The following is a 20746-nucleotide window of genomic DNA, read 5'->3' on the forward strand; positions in this document are numbered from 1 at the left end:
CCCCCGGTCGCGAGGCGTAGGACGAACGGAGTTCACCGGGTATTGGGCGGCCGGGCACCGTGGCGCTGTACGAACGGAGCGTCACCGAGAGTTGGTTCGAGCTGGGAGGTTCCGGATGACGCAGGGATACCGCGGCGGCTTCGGACGGCGGTCGCTGCTGCGGGGCACAGCGGCCGGTTCCGCGGCGCTGGCGCTGCCCGCCCTGTCCTGCGCCGCGCCCGCGCAGGCCCGCAGCGGCCGGCCGGCCGCCGAGTGGGGCGCGCAGGTCGGCGACGTGACGACCTCGTCCGGTCTGGTGTGGGTACGGTCCGACCGGCGGGCCCGGATGATCGTGGAGACCGCGGCCACCGAGACGTTCCGCAATGCCAGGACCTGGACGGGTCCTGTCGTCGGGGCCGGTACGGACTTCACGGGGGTGACGGCGCTGCACGGCCTGCCGCCAGGCGAGCAGGTCCACTACCGCGTGCTGCTCGCCGACCCGGACGACCCGCGCCGCACCGGCGAGCCGGTCACCGGCACCTTCAGGACCGCTCCCGCACACCGCGGCCGGGGCGAGGGCGTGCGTTTCCTGTGGTCGGGCGATCTGGCGGGCCAGGGCTGGGGCATCAATCCCGACCGGGGCGGCTACCGCATCTACGAGGACATGCGGCGTCGCGATCCGGACTTCTTCCTGTGCAGCGGCGACAACATCTACGCCGACAGCCCGATCGAGGCGCAGGTGACGCTGCCGGACGGCCGGATCTGGCGGAATGTGACGACCGACGAGAAGGCGAAGGTCGCCGAGACGCTCGCGGAGTTCCGCGGTGCGTTCCGTTACAACCTCCTGGACCGCAATCTGCGCCGGTTCAACGCGCAGGTGCCCACGATCACGCAGTGGGACGACCACGAGGTGCACAACAACTGGTATCCGGGGCAGCTGCTGGACGACGACCGGTACACGGTCAAGGACGCGGATGTGCTCGCGGCGCGGTCGCTGCGGGCGTTCGGCGAGTACTTCCCGATCCGGACGCTCCGCCCGGACCGCGGCGGCCGCGTCTACCGCGTGGTCCGGCACGGCCCCCTGCTCGACGTCTTCGTGCTGGACATGCGCAGTTACCGCAACGCCAACTCGCCCGGCCGCCAGACCGACGACCCGCAGGGCATCCTCGGCGCCGAGCAGCTGCGCCGGCTCAAGCGTGAGCTGTCGCGCTCCCGTGCGGTGTGGAAGGTGATCGCGTCCGACATGCCGCTGGGTCTGGTCGTCCCGGACGGCAAGGAGAACTTCGAGGCGGTGGCGCAGGGCGATCCCGGCGCGCCGCTGGGCCGGGAGCTGCAACTGGCCGAGCTGCTGCGGCACATCAAGCACGCGCGGGTGACCGGCACGCTCTGGCTGACGACGGATGTGCACTACACGTCGGCGCAGCACTACGCTCCGGAGCGGGCGGCGTTCAAGGATTTCGCACCGTTCTGGGAGTTCGTGTCGGGCCCGTTGAACGCCGGTGGTTTCCCGGCGGTGAAGCTGGACGGAACCTTTGGTCCCGACCAACCGTTCGTCCAGGCACCGGACCGGGCCAACACCTCGCCGGCCGAGAGCCCGCAGTACTTCGGTGAGATCGACATCGACGGCGGCAGCGGGGAGCTGACGGTGCGGCTGCGTCAGGAGGGCGGGAAGGTGTTGTTCAGCAAGGTGCTGCAACCAGGACGGGTAGGACAGTAGAGGCCAATGCGTCGATTGCGTCTTTTACCCGTCGGACACAATACGTTGGTGGCCAGGCAACACCGGTCGGCAAGGCTGTCTGCATGACTCGATCCACCTCTGCCGCGTCCGCCCGTCGCCCGCACTGGCGCCGGGACCTCGTCGAACTGGCGGCCCTGTTCACGGCCGTCGCCGTGGCCGATGCCGCCGCCAACCTCGTCGCGCACGGCCCTTCGGGCCCCGTGATGCTGTGCGTCGCCGCGACCGCACTGCTGGCCACGGCCGGCTTCCACGTGTGGTGGTCACGCCGCCACGGCCACGCGCCGCCGTCGGCCGATACCGGCGCCACGGCACCGTCCCCTGCGGCGGCCCCCCGAGCGGCCGCGCAGGAGACGGCGCTGTGGCGGATGCGCACCACCGTCCAGGACACGCCGGGCAGCCTCGCCTCCTTGTGCACGGCGCTGGCCGGGCAGGGTGTGGACATACTCAGCCTGCAGACCCACCCCCTGTCGGCCGGCACGGTCGACGAGTTCCTGCTGCGCGCGCCGGGCACGCTGGCGCCCGCCGAGCTGACCCGTACGGTGGCGGGCGCGGGCGGCGCGCACACCTGGCTGGAGCGGGCCGATACGCACGACCTGGTGGACGTGCCGACCCGGATGCTGGGCCTGGCGACCCGTACGGCCCTGGATTCGGCCGAACTGCCGCTGGCCTTGCGTCAGTTGCTGGGCCGTTGCACGATTCATTCGGTGCCCGCACGCTCGCTCCCCGGCCGCCCGGCGGCCGAACAGGTGCCTGCCGAGGGCGTTCTGGAGGACCACATCATGAGGTTCCGGGCTCCCTCCGGGGGTTCCCTGACCGTCGAAAGGCCGCAGTTGCCGTTCACTCCCACCGAGTTCGCACGGGTGCGCGCGCTGGTCGAACTGGACACCCGGCTCGGACACCGGGTGCCGCCACGGCGTGACGTACTGACGCTGCCCGAGGGCAACGCCCTGACGATCCGCCGCGCCGACCCGGCCGACCGGGCCGCCGCCGTCGAGATGCACGACCGCTGCTCCGCCGCCACTCTCGGGCTGCGCTACCACGGCCCGGTCAAGGACGCCGACAGTTACCTCGGGCATCTGCTCAGCCCGCGGTTCGGGCGCACGCTCGCCGTGGAGAGCGCGTCGGGACGGCTGGTGGCGCTCGGCCACCTGCTGTGGGACGGCGACGAGACCGAGGTGGCGCTGCTGGTGGAGGACGGCTGGCAGCGGCGCGGCATCGGCGCCGAACTGCTGCGCCGGCTGATGGCGATGGCGTCGGACGCCGGGTGCGAGAGCGTGTACGCGATCACCCAGGCGTCGAACACCGGCATGGTGGCGGCGATGCGCGGCCTGGGGCTGCCGCTCGACTACCAGATCGAGGAGGGCACGCTGGTGATCACCTCGCGCCCGAAGGGTGTCCCCGCGCTGCGCGACGCACATGCGTCGACACCGGCCCAGGACGGCCCGGCGGGCCGCTGAGCGCCGTCCGCTGCCTCACCGCCGCCCCCGCCTGGCCCCCGGAGCCCGCTCCCGGGGCCAGGCTCTAGGCTTTCCCGATGCCTCATGCGCTCATCCTCGGCGGCACCGGCATGATCGGCCGTGCCACCGCGCTCCGTCTCCTCACCGCCGGCTGGCAGGTGGACGTCACCGGCCGCGACCCCGCCCACCTGCCGCCCGAACTCGCCGCCGCCGGCGCCCGTTTCCGCCGCGCGGACCGCGCGGACGCCGCCCGGCTGCGTACCGTCATCGGCGACGGCACCGACCTGCTCGTGGACTGCATCTGCTACACCGCGGCCGACGCCCGGCTGCTGCTCCCGCTGGCCAGGGAATCCGGCTCCACGGTGCTGATCTCCAGCAAGGCCGTCTACGTCGACGAGCACGGCAACCACTCCAACTCCGCAGCACCGCCGGACTACGGCGGGCCGGTCCACGAGACCCAGGCCACCCTGGCGCCGAGCGACATCGACTACCGCTCGCCGGAGGGCTACGGCCCCAACAAGGTCGCGGCCGAACACGTCGCCCTGGACAGCGGGCTGCCCATCAGCGTGCTGCGCCCGTCCCGGGTTCACGGCGTCGGCGCGGCCCGGCCGCGTGCCTGGGCCTTCGTCAAACGGGTCATCGACCTGCGCGCCGACGTACTGCTCGCCCGCCGGGGCACCGGCATCGTGCAGCCGACGGCGGCGGCCAACATCGCCGCCCTCATCGAGACGGTCGCCCACAGACCCGGCGCGCGGATCCTCAACAGCGCCGACCCCGACGCCCCGACGGCGCTCGACATCTCCCGGGCCGTCGCCCGGCACCTCGGCCACGCGTGGACGGAAGTGCTGCTCGACGACGACGCCGACGAGAACCTCGGCAGGACTCCCTGGGACGCGCCGCACCCGGTCGTGCTCGACATGTCCGCCGCCCGGCAGCTCGGCTACCGTCCGGCCGGCGACTACGCCGCCACCGTCGCCGCCGAGATCGACTGGCTCGTCGAGGCCGCCAGGACCGGGGACCGCGCCGGGATCCTGCCCGCCGCCGACGACCCGTATTTCAGCCGACTGTTCCCCTATGCCGCCGAGGATGCGTATCTCGCGGCACACCGGGCCTGAGGCTGTGTACGGGCCTGCCCCGGGCCGCTCCTGGGGCAGCCCGGGAACCCCGGCACAAGGTAAAACGGCCGGAACCTCGGCCCACTTGGTGTGACGCGGGCGGGCCATCCGTACCAAGATGGCCGCATGTCCCAGAACCATGCTTCCGGCGGGCAGCTGCCCCGCCAGATCTCCGACGCCTACGTCGACACCCTCATCGACCTGGACCCGATCACCGGCACCTTCCTCGGCATCGCCGAGAGCTCCGGCAGACTCCCCGATCTGTCGCCGACCGGCCAGGAGGCGCTGGCCCAGCTCGCCCGTACGACGCTCGACCGGCTCACCGAGGCCGAGGCACTGCCGGGCGCGGACAGCGCAGCCGAGCAGCGCTGCGCCCGGCTGCTGCGGGAGCGGCTGACCGCCGAACTGGCGGTCCACGAGGCGGGCGAGGGGCTGCGGGCCGTCAGCAATCTGGGCTCGCCGCTGCACCACGTACGCGAGGTGTTCACCGTCACCCCGGCCGAGACCGACGCGGACTGGGCGGCCATCGCCCGGCGGCTGCGGGCGGTCCCCGGCGCGCTGGAGGGCTACCGCGCCTCGCTCGACGCGGGACTGCGGCAGGAACTGCCCGCGGGCCCGCTCCAAGTGACCACCGTGCTCGGCCAGTTGGACGAGTGGATCGGCACGGACCGCAGCTGGTTCGCCGAGTTCGCCGCCGCCGGACCGCAGACGCTGCGCGAGGAGCTGGACGCGGCGGCCGACATCGCGACGGGCGCGCTCGTGGAGCTGCGGGACTGGCTGCGCACCCACTACGCGCCGGCCGTCGCGGGCGCCCCCGACGTGCTGGGCAGGGAGCGCTACGCCCGCTTCGCGCGCTACTACAACGGCGCCGACCTCGACCTGGACGAGGCGTACCGCTACGGCTGGTCGGAGTTCCACCGGCTGCTCGCCGAGATGAAGACGGAGGCCGAGAAGGTGCTGCCCGGGGCCAAGACCCCCTGGGAGGCGCTGGCCTGGCTCGACGACAACGGCGAGACGGTCGAGGGGGTCGAGGAGACCCGGCAGTGGCTCCAAGACCTGATGGACCAGGCCATCGCGGAGCTGGACGGCACTCACTTCGAACTCGCCGAGCGGGTACGCCGGGTGGAGTCGCGGATCGCGCCGGCCGGCAGCGCGGCCGCGCCGTACTACACCCCGCCGTCGCTGGACTTCTCCCGGCCCGGCCGCACCTGGCTGCCGACCATGGGCGAGACCCGCTTCCCGCTGTACGACCTGGTCTCCACCTGGTACCACGAGGGCGTACCTGGCCACCATCTCCAGCTGGCGCAGTGGGCGCACGTCGCGGACGACCTGTCGCGCTACCAGACGACGGTGGGCATGGTCAGCGCCAACGCCGAGGGCTGGGCGCTGTATGCCGAGCGGCTGATGGACGAGCTGGGCTTCCTCGCCAACGCCGAGCGCAGGCTCGGGTACCTCGACGCGCAGATGATGCGCGCGGTGCGGGTCATCATCGACATCGGCATGCACCTCCAGCTGGAGATCCCCGCGGACTCGCCCTTCCACCCCGGCGAGCGCTGGACACCCGAGCTGGCACACGCCTTCCTCGCGTCCCACTGCAGCCGCCCGGCGGACTTCGTGGAGAGCGAGATCATCCGCTACCAGGGCATCGGCGGCCAGGCGATCGGCTACAAGCTCGGCGAGCGGGTCTGGCTACAGGGCCGCGAGGCGGCGCGGGCCCGGCACGGCGCGGACTTCGACCTCAAGGCGTGGCACATGGCGGCACTGTCCCTGGGGTCGCTGGGCCTTGACGATCTGCTCGTCGAGCTGTCCGCGCTCTGAGCGACGGGCGGGCCGCCATCGGGGGCGGGTGCGCGGATACCCGTTTGTGGCCGGCCGCCGCCGTCCGTAGGGTCCGCTGGCATGACGAGGGACATCACGGTGGAGCGACCACTGTTTCTGTTGCCGGCCGATCCGCTGCGGCCGCGCCGGACGGATCCGCAGTTCGCCGGTGAGGCCGCAGCGGCGCGGGCGGCCGGCGCGGCGGTCGCGCTCGTCGGCCTGGAGGAGCTGCTCGCCGGGGACACCGAAGCGGCGGTGGCCCGGGTGCCCCACGGCGCGGGCCCGGCCTGGTACCGCGGCTGGATGCTGTCTGCCGGGCGCTACGCCGAGCTGGCCGCGGCGCTGGCGGAGCGTGGCCGCACGCTGGTGACGTCCCCCGCCGCGTACCGCACCGCTCATGAACTCCCGGGCTGGTACGGCACGTTCCGCGCGGTGACGCCGGCCGGCCACTGGCTGCCGTGCCGGCCGGGCCGGGTTCCCTCGGCGGCGGCGCTGGCCCGGCTGGCCGCGCCGTTCGGCGGCCGGCCCGTCGTCGTCAAGGACTGGGTGAAGTCCCGCAAGCACGAGTGGGACGAGGCGGCCTTCGTCCCGGACGCGTCCGATACCCCGCAACTCGCCGCCGTGGTGGGCCGGTTCATGGCGCTCCAGGGGGAATTCCTCACGGGTGGTGTGGTGCTGCGCGCCTTCGAGTCCTTCGTCGCGGGCGAGGCGCGGGTGTGGTGGGTGGCCGGGGAGCCGGTGCTGGTCGGCGCCCATCCCGATACGCCGGAGCTGCTGCCGGTCCCCGACCTGACCTCGGTGGCGCCGGCCGTCGCCGCGCTGGGGCTGCCGTTCGTGACCACGGACCTGGCGCGGCGCACGGACGGCGGGTGGCGGGTGGTGGAGGTCGGCGACGGGCAGGTCAGCGGGCTGCCCGCGGGGGCGTCGGCGGACCCGCTGTTCGAGGCGCTGGTGACCGCGGGCGCCGGTTTTCCGCTGACGCTCGCGGCGGGCCGGGTGACGCTGCGGGCGCTGCTGCCGAGCGCGGCGGCGCGGGTGGCGGACGGCGGGTGCGCGGGCTTCGACTGGATCGACGGCGGGCCGTCGGAGGCCACGTCAGGCGGCGCCGGAATCGTCGTGGCCGCCGCGGTCGCCGGGCGCTACCTGCCCGGCTGGGGCGTCTTCGTCCTCTCCGACGCCGCCGACGGGAGGGCGCTGGGCAGCATCGGCTTCCACGGCCCGCCGGACGCCGAAGGCCGCGTGGAGATCGGCTACGACCTGTCCCCTTCGGCCCGTGGCGTCGGCCGGGCGACGGACGCGGCGCGGCTGCTGGCGGGCTGGGCGGCTGCCAGGCCCGAGGTGCGGACGGTGTGCGCGGCGACCGAACCGGACAACCTGCCCTCGCAACGGGTCCTGGAGCGGGCCGGTTTCCGCCCCGCCGGAATGCGCGGGGAACTGCGGGCCTTCACGTACGCCGGGCCCGCGGACGGGCCGAGCGGTGACGATCTGCGGCAGCAGCCGTGACCCGCCGGGGAATTCACTGCTGGACAGCGCCCATGACCGGATATTCCCCTGATGCCACCGGCCGGCGCATCCTCGACGTCCTGCAGCACAACGGGCGCGCCGGCTACGCCGAACCGGCCCGCGCCGTCGGCGTGTCGGCGAGCGCGGTCACCGGGCGGGGCCGGCGGCTGGAGGACGCCGGGGTGGTATCCGGCTACGCGGCGGTGGTCGTCCCGGAGCGGGTGGGGCTGCCGGCCCTCGCGTTCGTCCGGCTGTGCTACCCGAACGGCGGCGACCGGCCCCTGCACGCGCTCCTGGAGTCCAGTCCGGAGATCCCGGAGGCGCACCACGTCACCGGCGACGATCGCTTCGTCCTGAAGATCGCCGCGCGTTCGACGCGGCATCTGGAGGAGGTCTCGGGCCGGATCGGCGGGCCCGGCGCCGCGACCACCAGCGTCGTGTACTCCTCCCCGCTCCCCCGCCGCCCGGTCAGCGGCTGGCCTGGCCCCCGGTCCCGGCGGCGCGCTCAGCCGGGCGTCCGGTGCCGGACGGTCGATCCCGACCGGTTCTTGACGACCTCCAGCTGGGCGGGGATGCGGCCCTTCAGGTCGGCGACGTGGCTGACGATGCCGACGCTGCGGTCGCGTTCGCGCAGCCCGTCGAGGACGTCGAGCACCTCGTCCAGGGTCTGTTCGTCGAGGCTGCCGAAGCCCTCGTCGATGAAGAGGGTGTCGAGACGGGTGCCGCCTGCCTCGTCGGTGACGACATCGGCCAGGCCGAGGGCCAGCGCCAGCGAGGCGAAGAAGGTCTCGCCGCCGGAGAGGCTGGAGGTGTCCCGTTCCTGTCCCGTCCAGGCGTCGATGACGTGCAGGCCGAGTCCGGAGCGCCGGGTGCCGCCGGAGCGTTCGTCGGAGTGCACGAGGGTGTAGCGGCCGGATGACATCTTGTGCAGCCGGGCGCCGGCGGCCGCGGCGACCTGTTCGAGCCGGGCGGCCAGGACGTACGACTCCAGGCGCATCCGCCGCTCGTTCTCGGCCGAGGTGCCGGAGGTGAGCGTGGCGAGCCGGGCGATGAGGTCGTAGTCGGCGCGCAGCGGGGCCAGTTGGCGGGTGTCGGCGGTGGCCCGTGCGGAGAGCCGGTCCAGTTCGGTGCAGCGGTCGCGGGCGGCCTCGTACGCCGCCGCGGCGGCCCGCAGCCGGTGGCCCGCGCGTTCCAGTGCGGCGCGCGCGGTGTCCGGGTCCGCGGCGGGCAGGGCGGCCGCTGCGCCGCTGTGCGGGTCGGCCAACTCGGCCCGGACGGCGGCTGATTCGTCCTGCCAGGTGTCGATCCGTTCCTGGAGGGCACGCCATTCGGCATCCGTCAGCTGCGCGTCGGCCGCGGCCCCGGGAGCGTCGAAACCGGCCCGCCCCGCGGCGTCGGCCAGCGCCGCTTCGGCCTCCTCCAGGCGTGCGGACGCGGCACGGGCCACGCGGGCGGCCTCCGCGGCATCGGCGAGCTGCGCGACCCTGCTCTCCAGGCGGCGGGCCCGTTCGGCGACGCTCGCACAGTCGCCGCGCGCCTGTGTCAACTCCTCGTCCAGGGCTGCGTGTTCGCGGTCCAGTGCTTCGCGCTGCGAGGTGCGGGCGGCGGCCCTGCGTTCGGCCTGCTGCTGTGCGGTGCGGCGCCGCTCGTATTCGTTCTCGGCGCGGTCGAGCGCTTCGCGTGCGGCGTACAGATCGGCGCCCGCCGCGTGCTCGCGCGCATGATCGGCCCGCAACTGCTCGACGTGCGCGGCGAGTTCACCGGCCGGGGTGTCGCCTGCGGTGGCGGCGGCGCCGGCCAGCGCCTCTTTGACGGCCTGCCGGTGCCGCTCCGCCTCCTGGCGGGACTCCTCGCAGGTGTGGTGGGCGGCGAGCGCGGCTTCCTCGGCCGCCCGGTCGACGTGCCCGGCGCCGGCGCGGGCGGGCGCGGGGTGCGCGGTCGCGCCGCACACCGCGCAGGGGTCGCCGTCGCGCAGCCCGTCGGCGAGTTCGGCGGCAATGCCGCGCAGCCGGCGGTCCTTGAGGTCGAGCCAGTGCTCGTGGGCGGCGGCCGACCGCTCCCTTGCGGTGAGCAACTCCGCATCGGCGGTGCGGACGTCGGCGGCCAGCCGGTCGCGTCTGCGGGCCGCGTCCAGGCGTTCCCGGGCGGGGTCGATGCGGGCCCGCAGCTGTTCGGCGCGGGTGGCGGCTTCCTGGGCCGTTTCGATGCGGCGATGGAGTGTCTGGCGGGTGGCGTCCCAGCCGGTGAGCCATTGTGCGGCGTCAAGGAGCGCCTGGTCGTCGGCGCGTGCCTCGCGGTCGAGTACGGCGCGCTCGGCGGCGATGCCGGCGGCCCGGCGTTCGGCGCGCCGGGCCGCGGCGAGCGAACCGAGGTCCTCGCGCGAGCGGCGTTCCAGGTCGGCGAGCCGGTCGCCCCCGGCGTCCGCGAGGCCGGGGGCGAGTACGGAGCGGCAGCGCTGTTCGGCGCGCCTGGCGGTGTCGTGGTCCCGCCGGGCGGCGTCGTGCAGCGCGAGGGCGGGCGCGACGTCGGCGGCCGCCCGTGCGCGCTCCAGCCGGGTGCGAGCCTGCTCGCACGCGTCGGCCGTGGCGTCGAGCTGCGCGGCGCGGCGGCGGGCGGTGGCGTACCGCTGCTGGAGCCGGTCGCGTTCGCGTTCCTCGTCGAAGCGTTCCGCTGCCGCCCGCTCCGCCGTCTCCACGGCCCGTACGGCGGCGCCCGCGCCCGCCAGACGTTCCCTGGCACTCGCCCTGGCGACCGCGGCGCGGACGAGGACGGCCTCGGCGAAGCCCGGCTCCCCCGGGCCCGGCGCGGCTTCGGATGACGGTGCGGCGGCGGTACGGGAGGCCGTGCGGCCGCCGGCACCGGCCTGGCCCGGGACGCGCGCGGTTGCCGGTTGCCGCGCCCGGCCGCCGGAGCGGTCCCGTGCGGCGGGGTCCGGGGCCACTGCACCCGGTGCGGGGAGCGACGGGTCGGCGAGGTCGGCGCAGTCGCCCGCCGCCTGGGTGATGCGGTGAGCCAGCGCCAGCAGGCGGTCGTCACCGGCAGCGACCCGGTCGGCGGCGGCCTTGCGGCGGGCGCCCAGCCGCTCTTCGAGCGCGGCGAACCTGCGGGTGTCGAAGAGCCGGCCGAGCAGCCGGGCGCGGGATTCCGCGTCGGCGCGCAGGAAACGGGCGAAGTCGCCCTGCGGCAGCAGCACCACCTGGCAGAACTGTTCCTTGCTCATCCCGAGCAGCCGGCCGACCTCCTCACCGATCTCCTGGTGGGAGCGGCTGAGCGCCTTCCAGTGGCCCGCCGCGTCGTCCCCGTCCCCGGGTACGTACTCCCGCAGCCGGCTCTGCGCCTTCTCCCGGGTCGTGCCGCTGCCGCGCTTCTTGGGGCGGGCCTGTTCGGGCAGCCGGGTGATCTCCAACCGGCTTTCCGCAACGGTCAGTTCGAGGACGACCTCGGTGAGCGTGAACGGGTCGGCGAGGTCGCTGCGGAGCGCCTGGCCGCTCTGCCGCGCGCCCGGCACCGAGCCGTACAGCGCGAAGCACACGGCATCCAGGACGGAGGTCTTGCCCGCTCCGGTCGGCCCGTGAAGGAGGAAAAGGCCGTCCCGCGAGAGCCGGTCGAAGTCGACGGTCTGGGTGGCGCCGAACGGCCCAAATGCGGTGACGGCGAGCCGGTGCAGCCTCATCGGGCCACCTCGTTCACTGCGTCATCGAGCCGTACGTCGTCGATCGCCGACCGCAGCACGGCGCGCTCCTGCGCGTCGGCGGCGCGGCCGGACCGCACGTGTTCCACGAAGTCCTCGGCGATCTCCTGGTCGCTGCGCCCGCGCAGCCGCTGGGCGTACGAGGCGAGCGAACGGGCGGGCCCCTCGTCGGGATCGAAGACGAGGCTCACGGTGTGCGGGAAGCGCTCGGTGAGGCGGGCCATCGGCTCGTGCGGGCGCACCGGGTCGGTGAGCGTCGCCTCCACCCAGGCCGCCTCGTGACGGCCCAAGTCCGGGTCGTCCAGCAGGGTTTCGAGCGGGCCACGGATCCGGGCCAGCGGCCGGGGCACCGGGCAGTCGATCCGTTCGGCGTGCACCGTGCCGTCCACGTCGAGGTCGACGAGCCAGGAGGACTTGCGGTGGGCGGCCTCGGAGAAGGAATAGGCGAGCGGGGAGCCGGAGTAGCGGACCCGGTCGGTGAGCGCCTGGCAGCCGTGCAGATGCCCGAGCGCCGCGTAGTGCACGCCGTCGAACACGGCTGCCGGGACGGAGGCGACGCCGCCGACGGTGAGGTCGCGCTCGCTGTCGCTGACGGCGCCGCCGGTGACGAAGGCATGCGCGAGCACCACGGAGCGCGTCCCGGCCGGCCGGTCGGACAGGTCGGCGCGCACCCGGTCCATGGCGGCGCCCAGGACCTCGGCGTGCCCGGCTCGGCGGGCGCCGAGGGTGTCGCGCACCAGGGCGGGCTCCAGGTAGGGCAGTCCGTAGAACGCCACCGGGCCGTGCGCGTCGTCGAGCAGCACCGGGGTGGCGCAGTGTTCCGGGTCGGTCCGTAGGTGGATGCCGGCCTTCTCCATGAGCCCCGAGCCAACACCCAGCCGACGGGCGGAGTCGTGGTTGCCGGAGATCATGACGGTGGGGACGCCGAGGTCGGCGAGGCGGTGCAAGGCACTGTCGAACAATTCGACGGCGGCCAGCGGCGGCACCGCCCGGTCGTAGACGTCCCCGGCGACGAGCACCACGTCGACGGCGCGATCACGGACCGTCGTCACGAGGTGATCGAGGTAGGCACGCTGGGCGTCCAGCAGGCTCACGCGGTGGAAGGAACGCCCCAGATGCCAGTCGGAGGTGTGCAGAATCCTCACAACAACGCTCCGACCTGCATATTTACCGCTCCTCCGCCTCCGCAACCAGCACGGAGCCGGCACGGGCACCGCTGTCAGCACCGACCACGTTAGCGCCGCCCGGCACCGAGCCCCGCACCGACCTCGGCTTGCCGCCCACCGCGGTAGCCGGCTGACCACATGCCCGGCCGCCGCCCCCGCAGATGCCGACCGCCACACCCCGCCCGCCCCGCCCTGCATTCCCGCACCCCCTCCACGCGATAGACACTGTCTACACGACCATGGTAGACAGTGTCTATGGAAAACGAGAACTCTCTTCGCGAACGGCTGATCGACGTCGGCGTGAACCTCGTGATGACCGAGGGCTCCGCTTCGCTGGGGCTGCGTGAGATCGCGCGACGGGCGGGGGTGTCGCACGGGGCTCCGCGCCGCTACTTCCCCACGCACCACACCCTGCTCTCCGCAATCGCCGGTCGCGGTTTCACGGACCTTGAGGCCCGGCTCGCAGGTGAGATCGGTGGCACGACCTCGGCGCGCGGCCAGTTGGAGATACTCGGGCGCGCGTATGTCGGCTATGCGCTGGAGCATCGCGGCATGTTCGAGCTGATGTTCCGCCACGACCTCCTCGACAGCGACACGAACTCATCGGACCGGCCACGGCTGCGGGAGTCGACGCTCCCCGTGTTCCAGCTCCTCGTCGGCCTCGTTGCCAGATGCCGGGCGGAACGCGACGTCGCGCAGCGGCCGGACTCGCCGGGCCAGGCCGCGACGCCGGACGTGACGGCCGCCGCCCTCTGGTCCAACCTGCACGGCATCGCGCAGCTGTGGGTGTGGGGCAGCCTGCAGCTCGCCCTCGACGTCCGGCCGGAAGGCGGAGCACCTGACAGCGATCAGCTCGACCGGCTCGTCGCGGCGGCGCTCCACGCTCACCTCGGGCCGGTGGCCTCGTGACCGCGGCCGTACGGCCGCACCTGGTGCTCCTGGTCAGCGTGGCGGGCGCGATGCTCGTCGCGCTGGACGGCACGGTCCTGCTCGTGGCGCAGCCCAGCCTGCAACGCGATCTCGGCGCGAGCGTGGCGCAGGTCCAGTGGACGAGTACGGGCTACCTGCTCGCGGTGGCGGCGCTGCTCGTCTTCGCCGGGCGTCTCGGCGACCGGTACGGACTCACACGGCTGCTGTTCATCGGCGTGCTCGGCTTCGGGGCCGCCTCGGGCGGCATCGCGCTCGCACCCTCGGTCGGCTGGGTGATCGGCCTGCGCACCGCACAGGGTGTGTTCGGCGCGCTCCTGCAACCGGCGACGCTCGCGCTGCTGAGACTGGCGTACCCGGCGGACCGGCTCGGTACTCCGGTGGCCATCCGTACCAGCGCGATCGGGGTTGCCGCGGCGATCGGTCCGGTCCTCGGGGCGTCCTCGTCGCGAGTCTTGGCTGGCGTGCGGTGTTCGTGGTCAACGTCCCCGTCGCGCTCGCCATCGCCGCCGTCACCTTCGCCGTTCGGGTGCCCGCGCCGGAACATACCGCGCCGCAGCGGCTCGGCCTCACGGGCGCAGCGCTGCTCACGGCCACGCTCGCGGTCCTGGTCCACACCCTGGTCGGCATACCGGCGCACGGGTGGACCGCCGTGCCGACGCTGCTCGGGCTCCTGGCCGTCGCGGGCCTCGCGGCGGTACTCGTCGTGCACGAACGCCGGACCGCCCACCCGATCGTGCCGCTCGTCGTGGCGCGCTCCGTACCGGTGACCGCATCGATGGCGCTCCTGCTGGTCACGACCGGCGGGATGTTCGGCGCGCTGTTCGTCGCCACCTTCTTCCTCTTCTTCCTCCAGGACGTACTCCGGCTCGACCCGCTCGCCAGCGGTCTGCGGGTTCTCCCGCTGACCGCGCTCATGGTTCTCGGCGCGCCCGTCGCCGGCGGTGCGCCACGGCGGTACGGCCCACGCCGCACCGCGATCACCGGCACGCTTCTCGTCGTCCTCGGCACAGCCGGTCTTTCCCTGCTCGGCCCGACCAGCACCTGGCCGACCACCGGCGCCGCCTTCGCCGTGCTCGGTGCGGGGTTCGCCACCGTCATGGTGACCGCGACCGGAACCGTGGTCGGTGACGCGCCGCCCGGGTACGCCGGGGTCGTCGGCGGCCTCAAGCAGACCGCCGTGAACATCGGCCCGACACTCGGCATCGCCGTCGCCGCCGGGATCACGCTGCGCCCGTCGGACGTCGGGACCTCGGCGACGGCCGCCACGGCAATGGGCTCCGCCCTGCCGGTCCTGGCCGGGCTCGCCGCACTCGGACTGCTGCCGGCGTCGTTGCTGCCCCGCGGCCGGCCCGTCGCCCGAGACGGACCGGCCGCGGGCCAACTCCCCGCCCGCCGGACTGAATTCCGCCTCAATCTCCCCCGTCGGGACCGGAGCCCAACGGATGACGACACACTCCACGTGATGCTCAACTACGCACCACCCCGGCGCGCGGTCCGACGTCAGGCGTCCCCGTACGCCTCGCCGCCGAGGTCGAGCGCCGCCGTTCCGGAGGTGGCGTCGGCCAGCCAGGCGCGGAAGCCTTCGACATCGGCTTCCGGCAGGCCGACCTCGATGCGGACGTCGGCGCCGTAGCTGACCTCGCGCACGATCCGTCCCGTGGCCCGCAGGTCGTTCTCGACCTTGCCTGCACGCTGGTGGTCGACGGTGACCGTCGCCAGCCGGTAGCGCTGCCTGGTGACCGTGCCGAGGGTGTCGAGCGCCTCGCCGACGACGCCTCCGTAGGCGCGGATCAGCCCGCCGGCGCCGAGCTTGACGCCGCCGAAGTAGCGCGTGACGACCGCGACGACGTAGCGCACCTCGCGGCGCACCAGCATCTGCAGCATCGGCACACCCGCCGTGCCGCCCGGCTCTCCGTCGTCGCTGGCCTTCTGGATGCCGCCGTCGGCACCCAGCACGTAGGCGAAGCAGTGGTGGCGGGCGCCCGGGTGCTCCTTGCGGACACCTGCGATGAAGTCCTGGGCCTCGGCCTCGGTCGCGACGGGCGCGAGCGCGCAGAGGAAGCGGGACTTGTTGATCTCGATCTCGTGCACACCCGCGTGGGCGAGGGTCCGGTACTGCTCCTGCATCGCACCAGCCTATGCGGCCCGCCCGCGCGGCCCGGCACCGGCCGGTCCGATGCGCCCCAGGCCCGCGCCGCGCTGCGGGTGTCCGCCGTACGGGGGCTCCGCGCACGGCCAGGCGGCGTATCCCCGGGGCCCCTCCGGTGCGTCGGGCAGACGTGCGGGCCGACCGTGGGCACTGTGGCCGGGGCGACGGCCTCGTGGACGGGGCCCGGTCGCGTACCCAGGAACCGTACGGCGGGTTGGCGGAGGGCTTCATGGACGACAGCACACAGACGACGGTGGCGGTAGGTGTTCCGGTGACGGGCCAGGAGATGCCCGATCCGCCCCCCGAGGTGATCGAGGCGGCCCGCAGCGCGCCGGACCACTGGCTGGCCATGGTGGATCTCACCTGGACCGGCGAGGGGCCGCCGCCGCGCTGGGCGCTGATCGGGCAGTGGCGCTCGGGCCCGACCGGCGAGATCGAGGAGTGGCGGGACAACCCGGAGTACCGGCCGTCCCCGCAGATGCTGGACTGGGCGGACCCGACGGACCCGGTCGACCAGGCCGTGCAGCTGGCCGCGACCGGGTACGGCCCGGCGCAGGACGTGCCGGACGCGCTCGCGCGCGCGGAGGTCGCGGTCCTGGTCAGCGCGACCGGCAGCCCGCTGGCCGCGGCGTCGCCCGAGGGCACTCCGGTGGTGCCCGTCTACACGTCGGACAGCCACCTGGAGGCTGTGGGGCGACTGCTCTACGACCGGCGCCCGGTGGCGGAACTCGTCGGGCAACTGCCGCCCGGCCATGCGATGTACCTGAACCCGACGGGGCCGGTCAGCATGCTGGTGGACATGGAGGAGCTGCAGGCCGCCCTGTCGGCATCCGGCGCGGGGGCGGCGGGTGAGGGCGACGCACCGGCCGACGGCTTCGCCCTGGTGGACGGGCCGGCGGCGCCCCGGCGTCCGGGTACGGCGGCGGGCGGTGCGGAGCCGGTGGGCGCGCATCCCGAGGACGGTCCCGAGGGCCCGGCCGGCGGCCTGCCGATCGGCAAGCCCGCCCGTACGGCGGCCGTCGGCGCCGGTATGGCGAGCAGCGGCGCCAGGGGCAGCACCGGCTGACGTTCCGGCACATGATCCCGCCCCGCCCGTCTTCCCCTTCGGGCGGGGCGTTCCGCTGCCCGGGGTCTTCGTGGGGGAACCGGGTGGCTGCACGGGGGGGTGAAGGCGGCGGGACGAAGCGGCCGGGGAAATGCGGCCGGAGCGGGAATCCTTGCGCGAGGCCGTCCGTTTTGCGGACAGGACTCTTTCCTTCCACAGGAGGCAGCGCGTGTACGGCGATCCCGCAACGATCCGCAGCATGCTCACCGGGCTGGGTGACACCTGGGCCGTCGTGGGCCTGTCGTCGAACCGGCAGCGGGCCGCGTACGGCGTCGCGGAGGTCCTGCAGCGCTACGGCAAGCGGATCGTGCCGGTGCACCCGAAGGCCGAGACGGTGCACGGTGAGAAGGGGTACGCGTCGCTGTCGGAGATACCGTTCCCGGTCGATGTGGTCGATGTGTTCGTCAACGGCGGGCTGGCCGGTGCCGTCGCCGACGAAGCCGTCGCGGCCGGCGCGCGGGGCGTGTGGTTCCAGCTCGGTGTGGTCGACGAAGCGGCCTGGGAACGGGTGCGCGACGCGGGGCTCGACATGGTGATGGACCGCTGCCCGGCGATCGAGATACCCCGGCTGCGGTGAGCGGGCGCCGCTCAGCCGATGGCCTGCCGGGTACGGGCGGTGAGGGTGTGCCACGGGCGGGAGGCGACCACGGGCAGGGAGTGCAGGCCGGCCTGGTGGCTGAGCCAGTGTGAGAACTGCGCGCTGACCTGCGCCCGGTGCGTCTGCGCGGCGAGGTCAGGTTCCCTGGATGCGTAGTTGGCGGTGATCTGCCCGGGGTCCGCTTCGTGCAGGAACACCGCCCGGACGCGGCGGCCGGACGCCAGACCCTCGCGGACGGCTCGGGTGGCGGCGGCCGGGGTGAGGTAGTCGCCCTCGATCACGGCGGGTACGTCGACGGTCAGGCGGTTGCGCACCACGCCGAGCGCCGCGGGTTCCAGGGCTCGTGCGGTGGCGATCTGGTGGGCCAGTACCTGCGCCGTGGGGAGGGCCGGGGCGGCGACATGGTCGAAGTGGTGGAGATCCGGGTGCTGTTCGGCGGTGGTGATCGCCTGTACGGCGCTGACCACGTCATCGAACTCGACGACGAAACCCTGTGACTCCTCGGCGAGTTGGGCGGCGAGACGGCTCTTTCCGATGCCGGACGCCCCGCCGAGCAGCACGATGTCCCACGAGGTTCCTGTCACGGCGTGACGGTATCGCGCGGGGCCCGCCCCGTGCCCGGCGGTTTTCGCCGCGGCCGGTCGGGGCGGCCGGGGCCTCGCCAAGGCGCGGCCGGGCCCGAGGTTTCGGCGGCTGTCCGGCCCGTGAGATATCCCGTTCGGGCCTGGCGGCCGCTGCGCTAGCGTCCCGGCATGACCACGCCACGCCACGCCGTCCCCGAAGACGCCGCCGAACTGGTCCGGTTGCGCCGCCTGATGTTCGCCGCGATGACCGGCCGCGACGCCCCCGGGGCGTGGGAGCGGCACGCCGAGGAGGTGGCGCGCCGGCAACTCGCGGATCCGCAGGGGCCGCTCGTCGCGTTCGTGGTGGACGGCGCCGCCGAAAACGGTGCGCCGCGCCTGGCGGCCTGCGCGGTGGGCACGGTCGAGCAGCGGCTGCCTGCGCCCGGTCACCCCTCGGGCCTGTTCGCCTTCGTCTTCAACGTCTGTACGGACGTCGGCCACCGGGGGCTGGGCTACGCGCGGGCGACGACGGAGGCGCTGCTGGGGCGGTTCACCGAGCTGGGTGTGAGCCGGGTCGACCTGCATGCCACGGAAGGCGCCGAACCGCTGTACCGCAGCCTGGGATTCGCCGAGCACTCCACCGCGCTGTCCCTGGACCTGCGATCCCGACCGTCGGACGCCGGATAGCGGGCGGGGCGGTCCTTACGACCTGGGGAGCAATAGCCCTTCTCCCGAGGACCATTGTTCCCCAGGTCGTTAGCCAGGTCAGGCCACGCCCAGCCCGTCGATGACCGTGGCGTTGGGGAGTTCGGCCAGCGCCTTGCCCGGCGCGATGATCTTGCCGCGTCGCCGGCCGCTGCCGATCAGCGCGTACGGGATGTCCGCGACGGCGGCGTCCACCAGCACCGGCCAGCTGCCGGGCAGGCCGATCGGGGTGATGCCGCCGTATTCCATGCCGCTGTCGCCGACCGCGGTGTCCATCGGCGCGAACGACGCCTTGCGGGAGCCGAGTTGGCGGCGCACCACGCCGTTGACGTCGGCCCGGGTGTGCGACAGGACGAGGCAGGCGGCCAGGGTGACCTCGCCGCCGCGCTTGCCCGCCACCACCACGCAGTTCGCCGACTGCTCCAGCAGCCAGGCGCCGTAGTGCTCGACGAGCAGCGCGGTGTCCGCGATGGCCGGGTCGGTGTCGACGTAGCGGATCTCCTCGACCGGTACGGAGCCGCGCCAGTCGCGGAGGGCGGCGGCTACGGGCTCGGGCAGCAGGTCCAGGCAGTCGATCGCGGGCCGGACATCGTCGAAGGCATCCATGGGCACGGGCATGGCGCCAAGCTAACAGGCACGGCCGGCCGGGTCGGGGCGCGTCTCAGGGGGCGAGAAGACCGGCGGCCTGCGGTCAGCGGCCGGGTGGGACGAGTACCGACATGGTCATCTCGACCGGTTCGGTGCCGTCGTTGCGGTAGCCGTGCGCGGCCTTCGCCTCGAAGGTCGCCGATGCGCCCGCGGGGACCGCGTGATCGGTGCCGTCGACGGTGAGGGTGAGGGTTCCGGTGCGGACGTGGAGCAGTTCGACGGTGCCGGGCGGGTGCGGGTCCGACTGGCTGCTGTCGCCCGGCATCAGCAGCCAGTCCCAGAGCTCGTAGGGCCCTGGCGCCTCGGCGCCGACCAGCAGCAAGGTGTGGCTGCCGGCCTCGGTCGACCACATGCGGACGGCTTCGCCGGGGGCCACCAGCCGTACCTGCGGGCCCTGTTCGTGGTCGAGGAGGGTGGTGATGCTGATGCCGAGGGCATCGGCGATCTTGACGGTGGTGCCCACGCTCGGGTTCGTACGGGCCTGTTCGATCTGGATGATCATGCCGCGGCTGACTCCGGCGCGGGCCGCCAGCGCGTCGAGGGTGTAGCCGCGCTCGGTGCGCCAGCGCTTGAGGTTGCGGGCGAGCGACTGCGTGAGCTGGTCGAGGTCCGTCACGGTCCGTCCAATATAGTGAATGACATAGTCCGTCTTACTGAACTACGGTGTGCTGCACTTCAGCGTCCAGCTCACTGTACTGCGAGGTTTCACCATGACTGCGGTCTTCGCCCTGGCCACCAGCTTGCTGTGGGGGCTCGCCGACTTCGGCGGCGGACTGCTCACCCGACGCCTGCACGCACTGACCGTGGTGGTGGCCTCGCAGGCCCTGGCCGCCCTCGTGCTGGGCGCCGTCGTGCTCGCCACGGGCGGCTGGCAGGAGGCCGGCGGCTCGCTGTGGTTCGCGGTGGCCGCCGGTGTGGTGGGCCCGGCCGCCATGCTCTGCTTCTACCGCGCCCTGGCGCTCGGCCCGATGGGCGTGGTCTCCCCTCTCGGCTCGCTGGGCACCGTCGTCGTCCCGCTCGGCGTCGGCTTCGTCCTGGGCGAGCGGCCGGGACCGGTGCAGGCGGCGGGCATGGTGGTGGCCGTGGCGGGGATCATGCTGGCCGGCGGGCAGCGGATGGGCGGGGTGTCCGTGCCGCGCCGGACGATCGTGCTCACCCTGGTCTCGGCGTTCGGCTTCGGGACCGTGATGGCGCTGATCGCCGAGGCGTCAACGAACGTCACCGGCCTTTTCCTTGCCCTGTTCGTCCAGCGTCTGTGCAATGTCGCGGTCGGCGGCGCCGCCCTGTACGCGACGGTGCGGCGCGGTACGCCCGCGCTGCCCGACGACGGGCTGCCCGCGCTGCGGGGCGCGCTGCCTGCGCTCGCGTTCGTCGGTATCGCCGATGTCGCGGCCAACGGCACCTACGCGCTCGCCGCGCAGCACGGCCCGGTCACCGTCGCCGCCGTACTCGCCTCGCTCTACCCCGTCGTCACCGCACTCGCCGCGCTCGGCATCCTCAAGGAGCGGCTGCGCGCGGTCCAGGCGGCCGGCGCCTCGCTGGCGCTGCTGGGCACGGTACTGCTGGCGTCGGCCGGCTGAC

16 protein-coding genes and 2 pseudogenes are annotated in these 20746 nt (G+C 73.9%); 12 read left to right on the plus strand and 6 right to left on the minus strand.

Annotated elements, in window-relative coordinates; all coding sequences use genetic code 11:
- Nucleotides 1-115 precede the first annotated feature (115 nt).
- The 6 genes and pseudogenes from LIU39_RS17810 to LIU39_RS17840 form a co-directional block, all read left to right on the plus strand.
- Nucleotides 116-1696: an alkaline phosphatase D family protein gene (locus tag LIU39_RS17810; RefSeq protein WP_227047735.1), complete on the plus strand. Its 1581-nt coding sequence runs from the start codon at nucleotides 116-118 to the stop codon at nucleotides 1694-1696.
- Nucleotides 1697-1779: 83 nt separating this feature from the next.
- Nucleotides 1780-3174: a GNAT family N-acetyltransferase gene (locus tag LIU39_RS17815; RefSeq protein ID WP_227047736.1), complete on the plus strand. Its 1395-nt coding sequence runs from the start codon at nucleotides 1780-1782 to the stop codon at nucleotides 3172-3174.
- A 77-nt stretch (nucleotides 3175-3251) separates the two neighbouring features.
- Nucleotides 3252-4289: an NAD-dependent epimerase/dehydratase family protein gene (locus tag LIU39_RS17820; RefSeq protein WP_227047737.1), complete on the plus strand. Its 1038-nt coding sequence runs from the start codon at nucleotides 3252-3254 to the stop codon at nucleotides 4287-4289.
- 126 nt (nucleotides 4290-4415) lie between these two features.
- The gene (locus LIU39_RS17825; protein ID WP_227047738.1) at nucleotides 4416-6107 is read left to right on the plus strand and encodes a DUF885 domain-containing protein; all 1692 of its coding nucleotides are present in this window, start codon (nucleotides 4416-4418) and stop codon (nucleotides 6105-6107) included.
- Between the two features lie 81 nt (nucleotides 6108-6188).
- Nucleotides 6189-7610 (plus strand): GNAT family N-acetyltransferase, encoded by a 1422-nt coding sequence (locus tag LIU39_RS35290; protein WP_308409392.1) that lies wholly within the window; start codon nucleotides 6189-6191, stop codon nucleotides 7608-7610.
- Between the two features lie 32 nt (nucleotides 7611-7642).
- A pseudogene (locus tag LIU39_RS17840) lies at nucleotides 7643-8080 on the plus strand (Lrp/AsnC family transcriptional regulator); the annotation flags it as partial.
- Nucleotides 8081-8115: 35 nt separating this feature from the next.
- On the opposite strand, the gene LIU39_RS17845 reads toward LIU39_RS17840, so the two are convergent.
- Nucleotides 8116-11283 carry an AAA family ATPase gene (locus LIU39_RS17845; RefSeq protein ID WP_227047739.1) on the minus strand — a complete coding sequence of 1056 codons (3168 nt, stop codon included), beginning with the start codon at nucleotides 11281-11283 and terminating at the stop codon, nucleotides 8116-8118.
- Nucleotides 11280-12446 carry an exonuclease SbcCD subunit D gene (locus LIU39_RS17850; protein ID WP_227047740.1) on the minus strand — a complete coding sequence of 389 codons (1167 nt, stop codon included), beginning with the start codon at nucleotides 12444-12446 and terminating at the stop codon, nucleotides 11280-11282. Before LIU39_RS17850 ends, LIU39_RS17845 begins: the two co-directional genes overlap by 4 nt.
- Nucleotides 12447-12722: 276 nt before the next feature.
- Between LIU39_RS17850 and LIU39_RS17855 the strand changes: the two genes are divergently transcribed.
- Nucleotides 12723-13376 carry a TetR/AcrR family transcriptional regulator gene (locus tag LIU39_RS17855; protein ID WP_227047741.1) on the plus strand — a complete coding sequence of 218 codons (654 nt, stop codon included), beginning with the start codon at nucleotides 12723-12725 and terminating at the stop codon, nucleotides 13374-13376.
- Between the two features lie 50 nt (nucleotides 13377-13426).
- Nucleotides 13427-14757: pseudogene (locus LIU39_RS17860) on the plus strand (MFS transporter); the annotation flags it as partial.
- 140 nt (nucleotides 14758-14897) lie between these two features.
- On the opposite strand, the gene LIU39_RS17865 reads toward LIU39_RS17860, so the two are convergent.
- Nucleotides 14898-15524, minus strand: coding sequence for a YigZ family protein (locus LIU39_RS17865; RefSeq protein ID WP_227047742.1), 627 nt, complete (start codon nucleotides 15522-15524; stop codon nucleotides 14898-14900).
- Between the two features lie 251 nt (nucleotides 15525-15775).
- Here LIU39_RS17865 and LIU39_RS17870 point away from each other — a divergent pair, with 251 nt between their 5' ends.
- Together LIU39_RS17870 and LIU39_RS17875 are read left to right on the plus strand one after the other, a co-directional pair.
- The gene (locus LIU39_RS17870; protein ID WP_227047743.1) at nucleotides 15776-16612 is read left to right on the plus strand and encodes a type VII secretion system-associated protein; all 837 of its coding nucleotides are present in this window, start codon (nucleotides 15776-15778) and stop codon (nucleotides 16610-16612) included.
- A 208-nt stretch (nucleotides 16613-16820) separates the two neighbouring features.
- Entirely contained in the window at nucleotides 16821-17228 is a 408-nt protein-coding gene (locus tag LIU39_RS17875) for a CoA-binding protein (protein ID WP_227047744.1), read from the plus strand.
- A gap of 11 nt (nucleotides 17229-17239) precedes the next feature.
- On the opposite strand, the gene LIU39_RS17880 is transcribed toward LIU39_RS17875, so the two are convergent.
- Complete coding sequence (locus tag LIU39_RS17880) at nucleotides 17240-17833, minus strand: AAA family ATPase (protein WP_227047745.1); 594 nt, start codon at nucleotides 17831-17833, stop codon at nucleotides 17240-17242.
- Between the two features lie 168 nt (nucleotides 17834-18001).
- On the opposite strand from LIU39_RS17880, the gene LIU39_RS17885 reads away from it, so the two are divergent.
- Nucleotides 18002-18499, plus strand: coding sequence for a GNAT family N-acetyltransferase (locus LIU39_RS17885; RefSeq protein WP_227047746.1), 498 nt, complete (start codon nucleotides 18002-18004; stop codon nucleotides 18497-18499).
- A gap of 78 nt (nucleotides 18500-18577) precedes the next feature.
- Here the strand turns inward: LIU39_RS17885 and LIU39_RS17890 are convergent, their stop codons facing one another.
- The gene (locus LIU39_RS17890; RefSeq protein WP_227047747.1) at nucleotides 18578-19135 is read right to left on the minus strand and encodes a YbaK/EbsC family protein; all 558 of its coding nucleotides are present in this window, start codon (nucleotides 19133-19135) and stop codon (nucleotides 18578-18580) included.
- 73 nt (nucleotides 19136-19208) lie between these two features.
- The gene (locus LIU39_RS17895; protein WP_227047748.1) at nucleotides 19209-19781 is read right to left on the minus strand and encodes a helix-turn-helix domain-containing protein; all 573 of its coding nucleotides are present in this window, start codon (nucleotides 19779-19781) and stop codon (nucleotides 19209-19211) included.
- A 94-nt stretch (nucleotides 19782-19875) separates the two neighbouring features.
- Between LIU39_RS17895 and LIU39_RS17900 the strand changes: the two genes are divergently transcribed.
- Nucleotides 19876-20745, plus strand: a complete 870-nt coding sequence (locus LIU39_RS17900) for a DMT family transporter (protein ID WP_227047749.1) — start codon at nucleotides 19876-19878, stop codon at nucleotides 20743-20745.
- Nucleotide 20746: the final 1 nt, after the last annotated feature.

It is taken from the genome of Streptomyces pinistramenti, from assembly GCF_020564935.1.
Lineage (GTDB): Bacteria > Actinomycetota > Actinomycetes > Streptomycetales > Streptomycetaceae > Streptomyces > Streptomyces pinistramenti.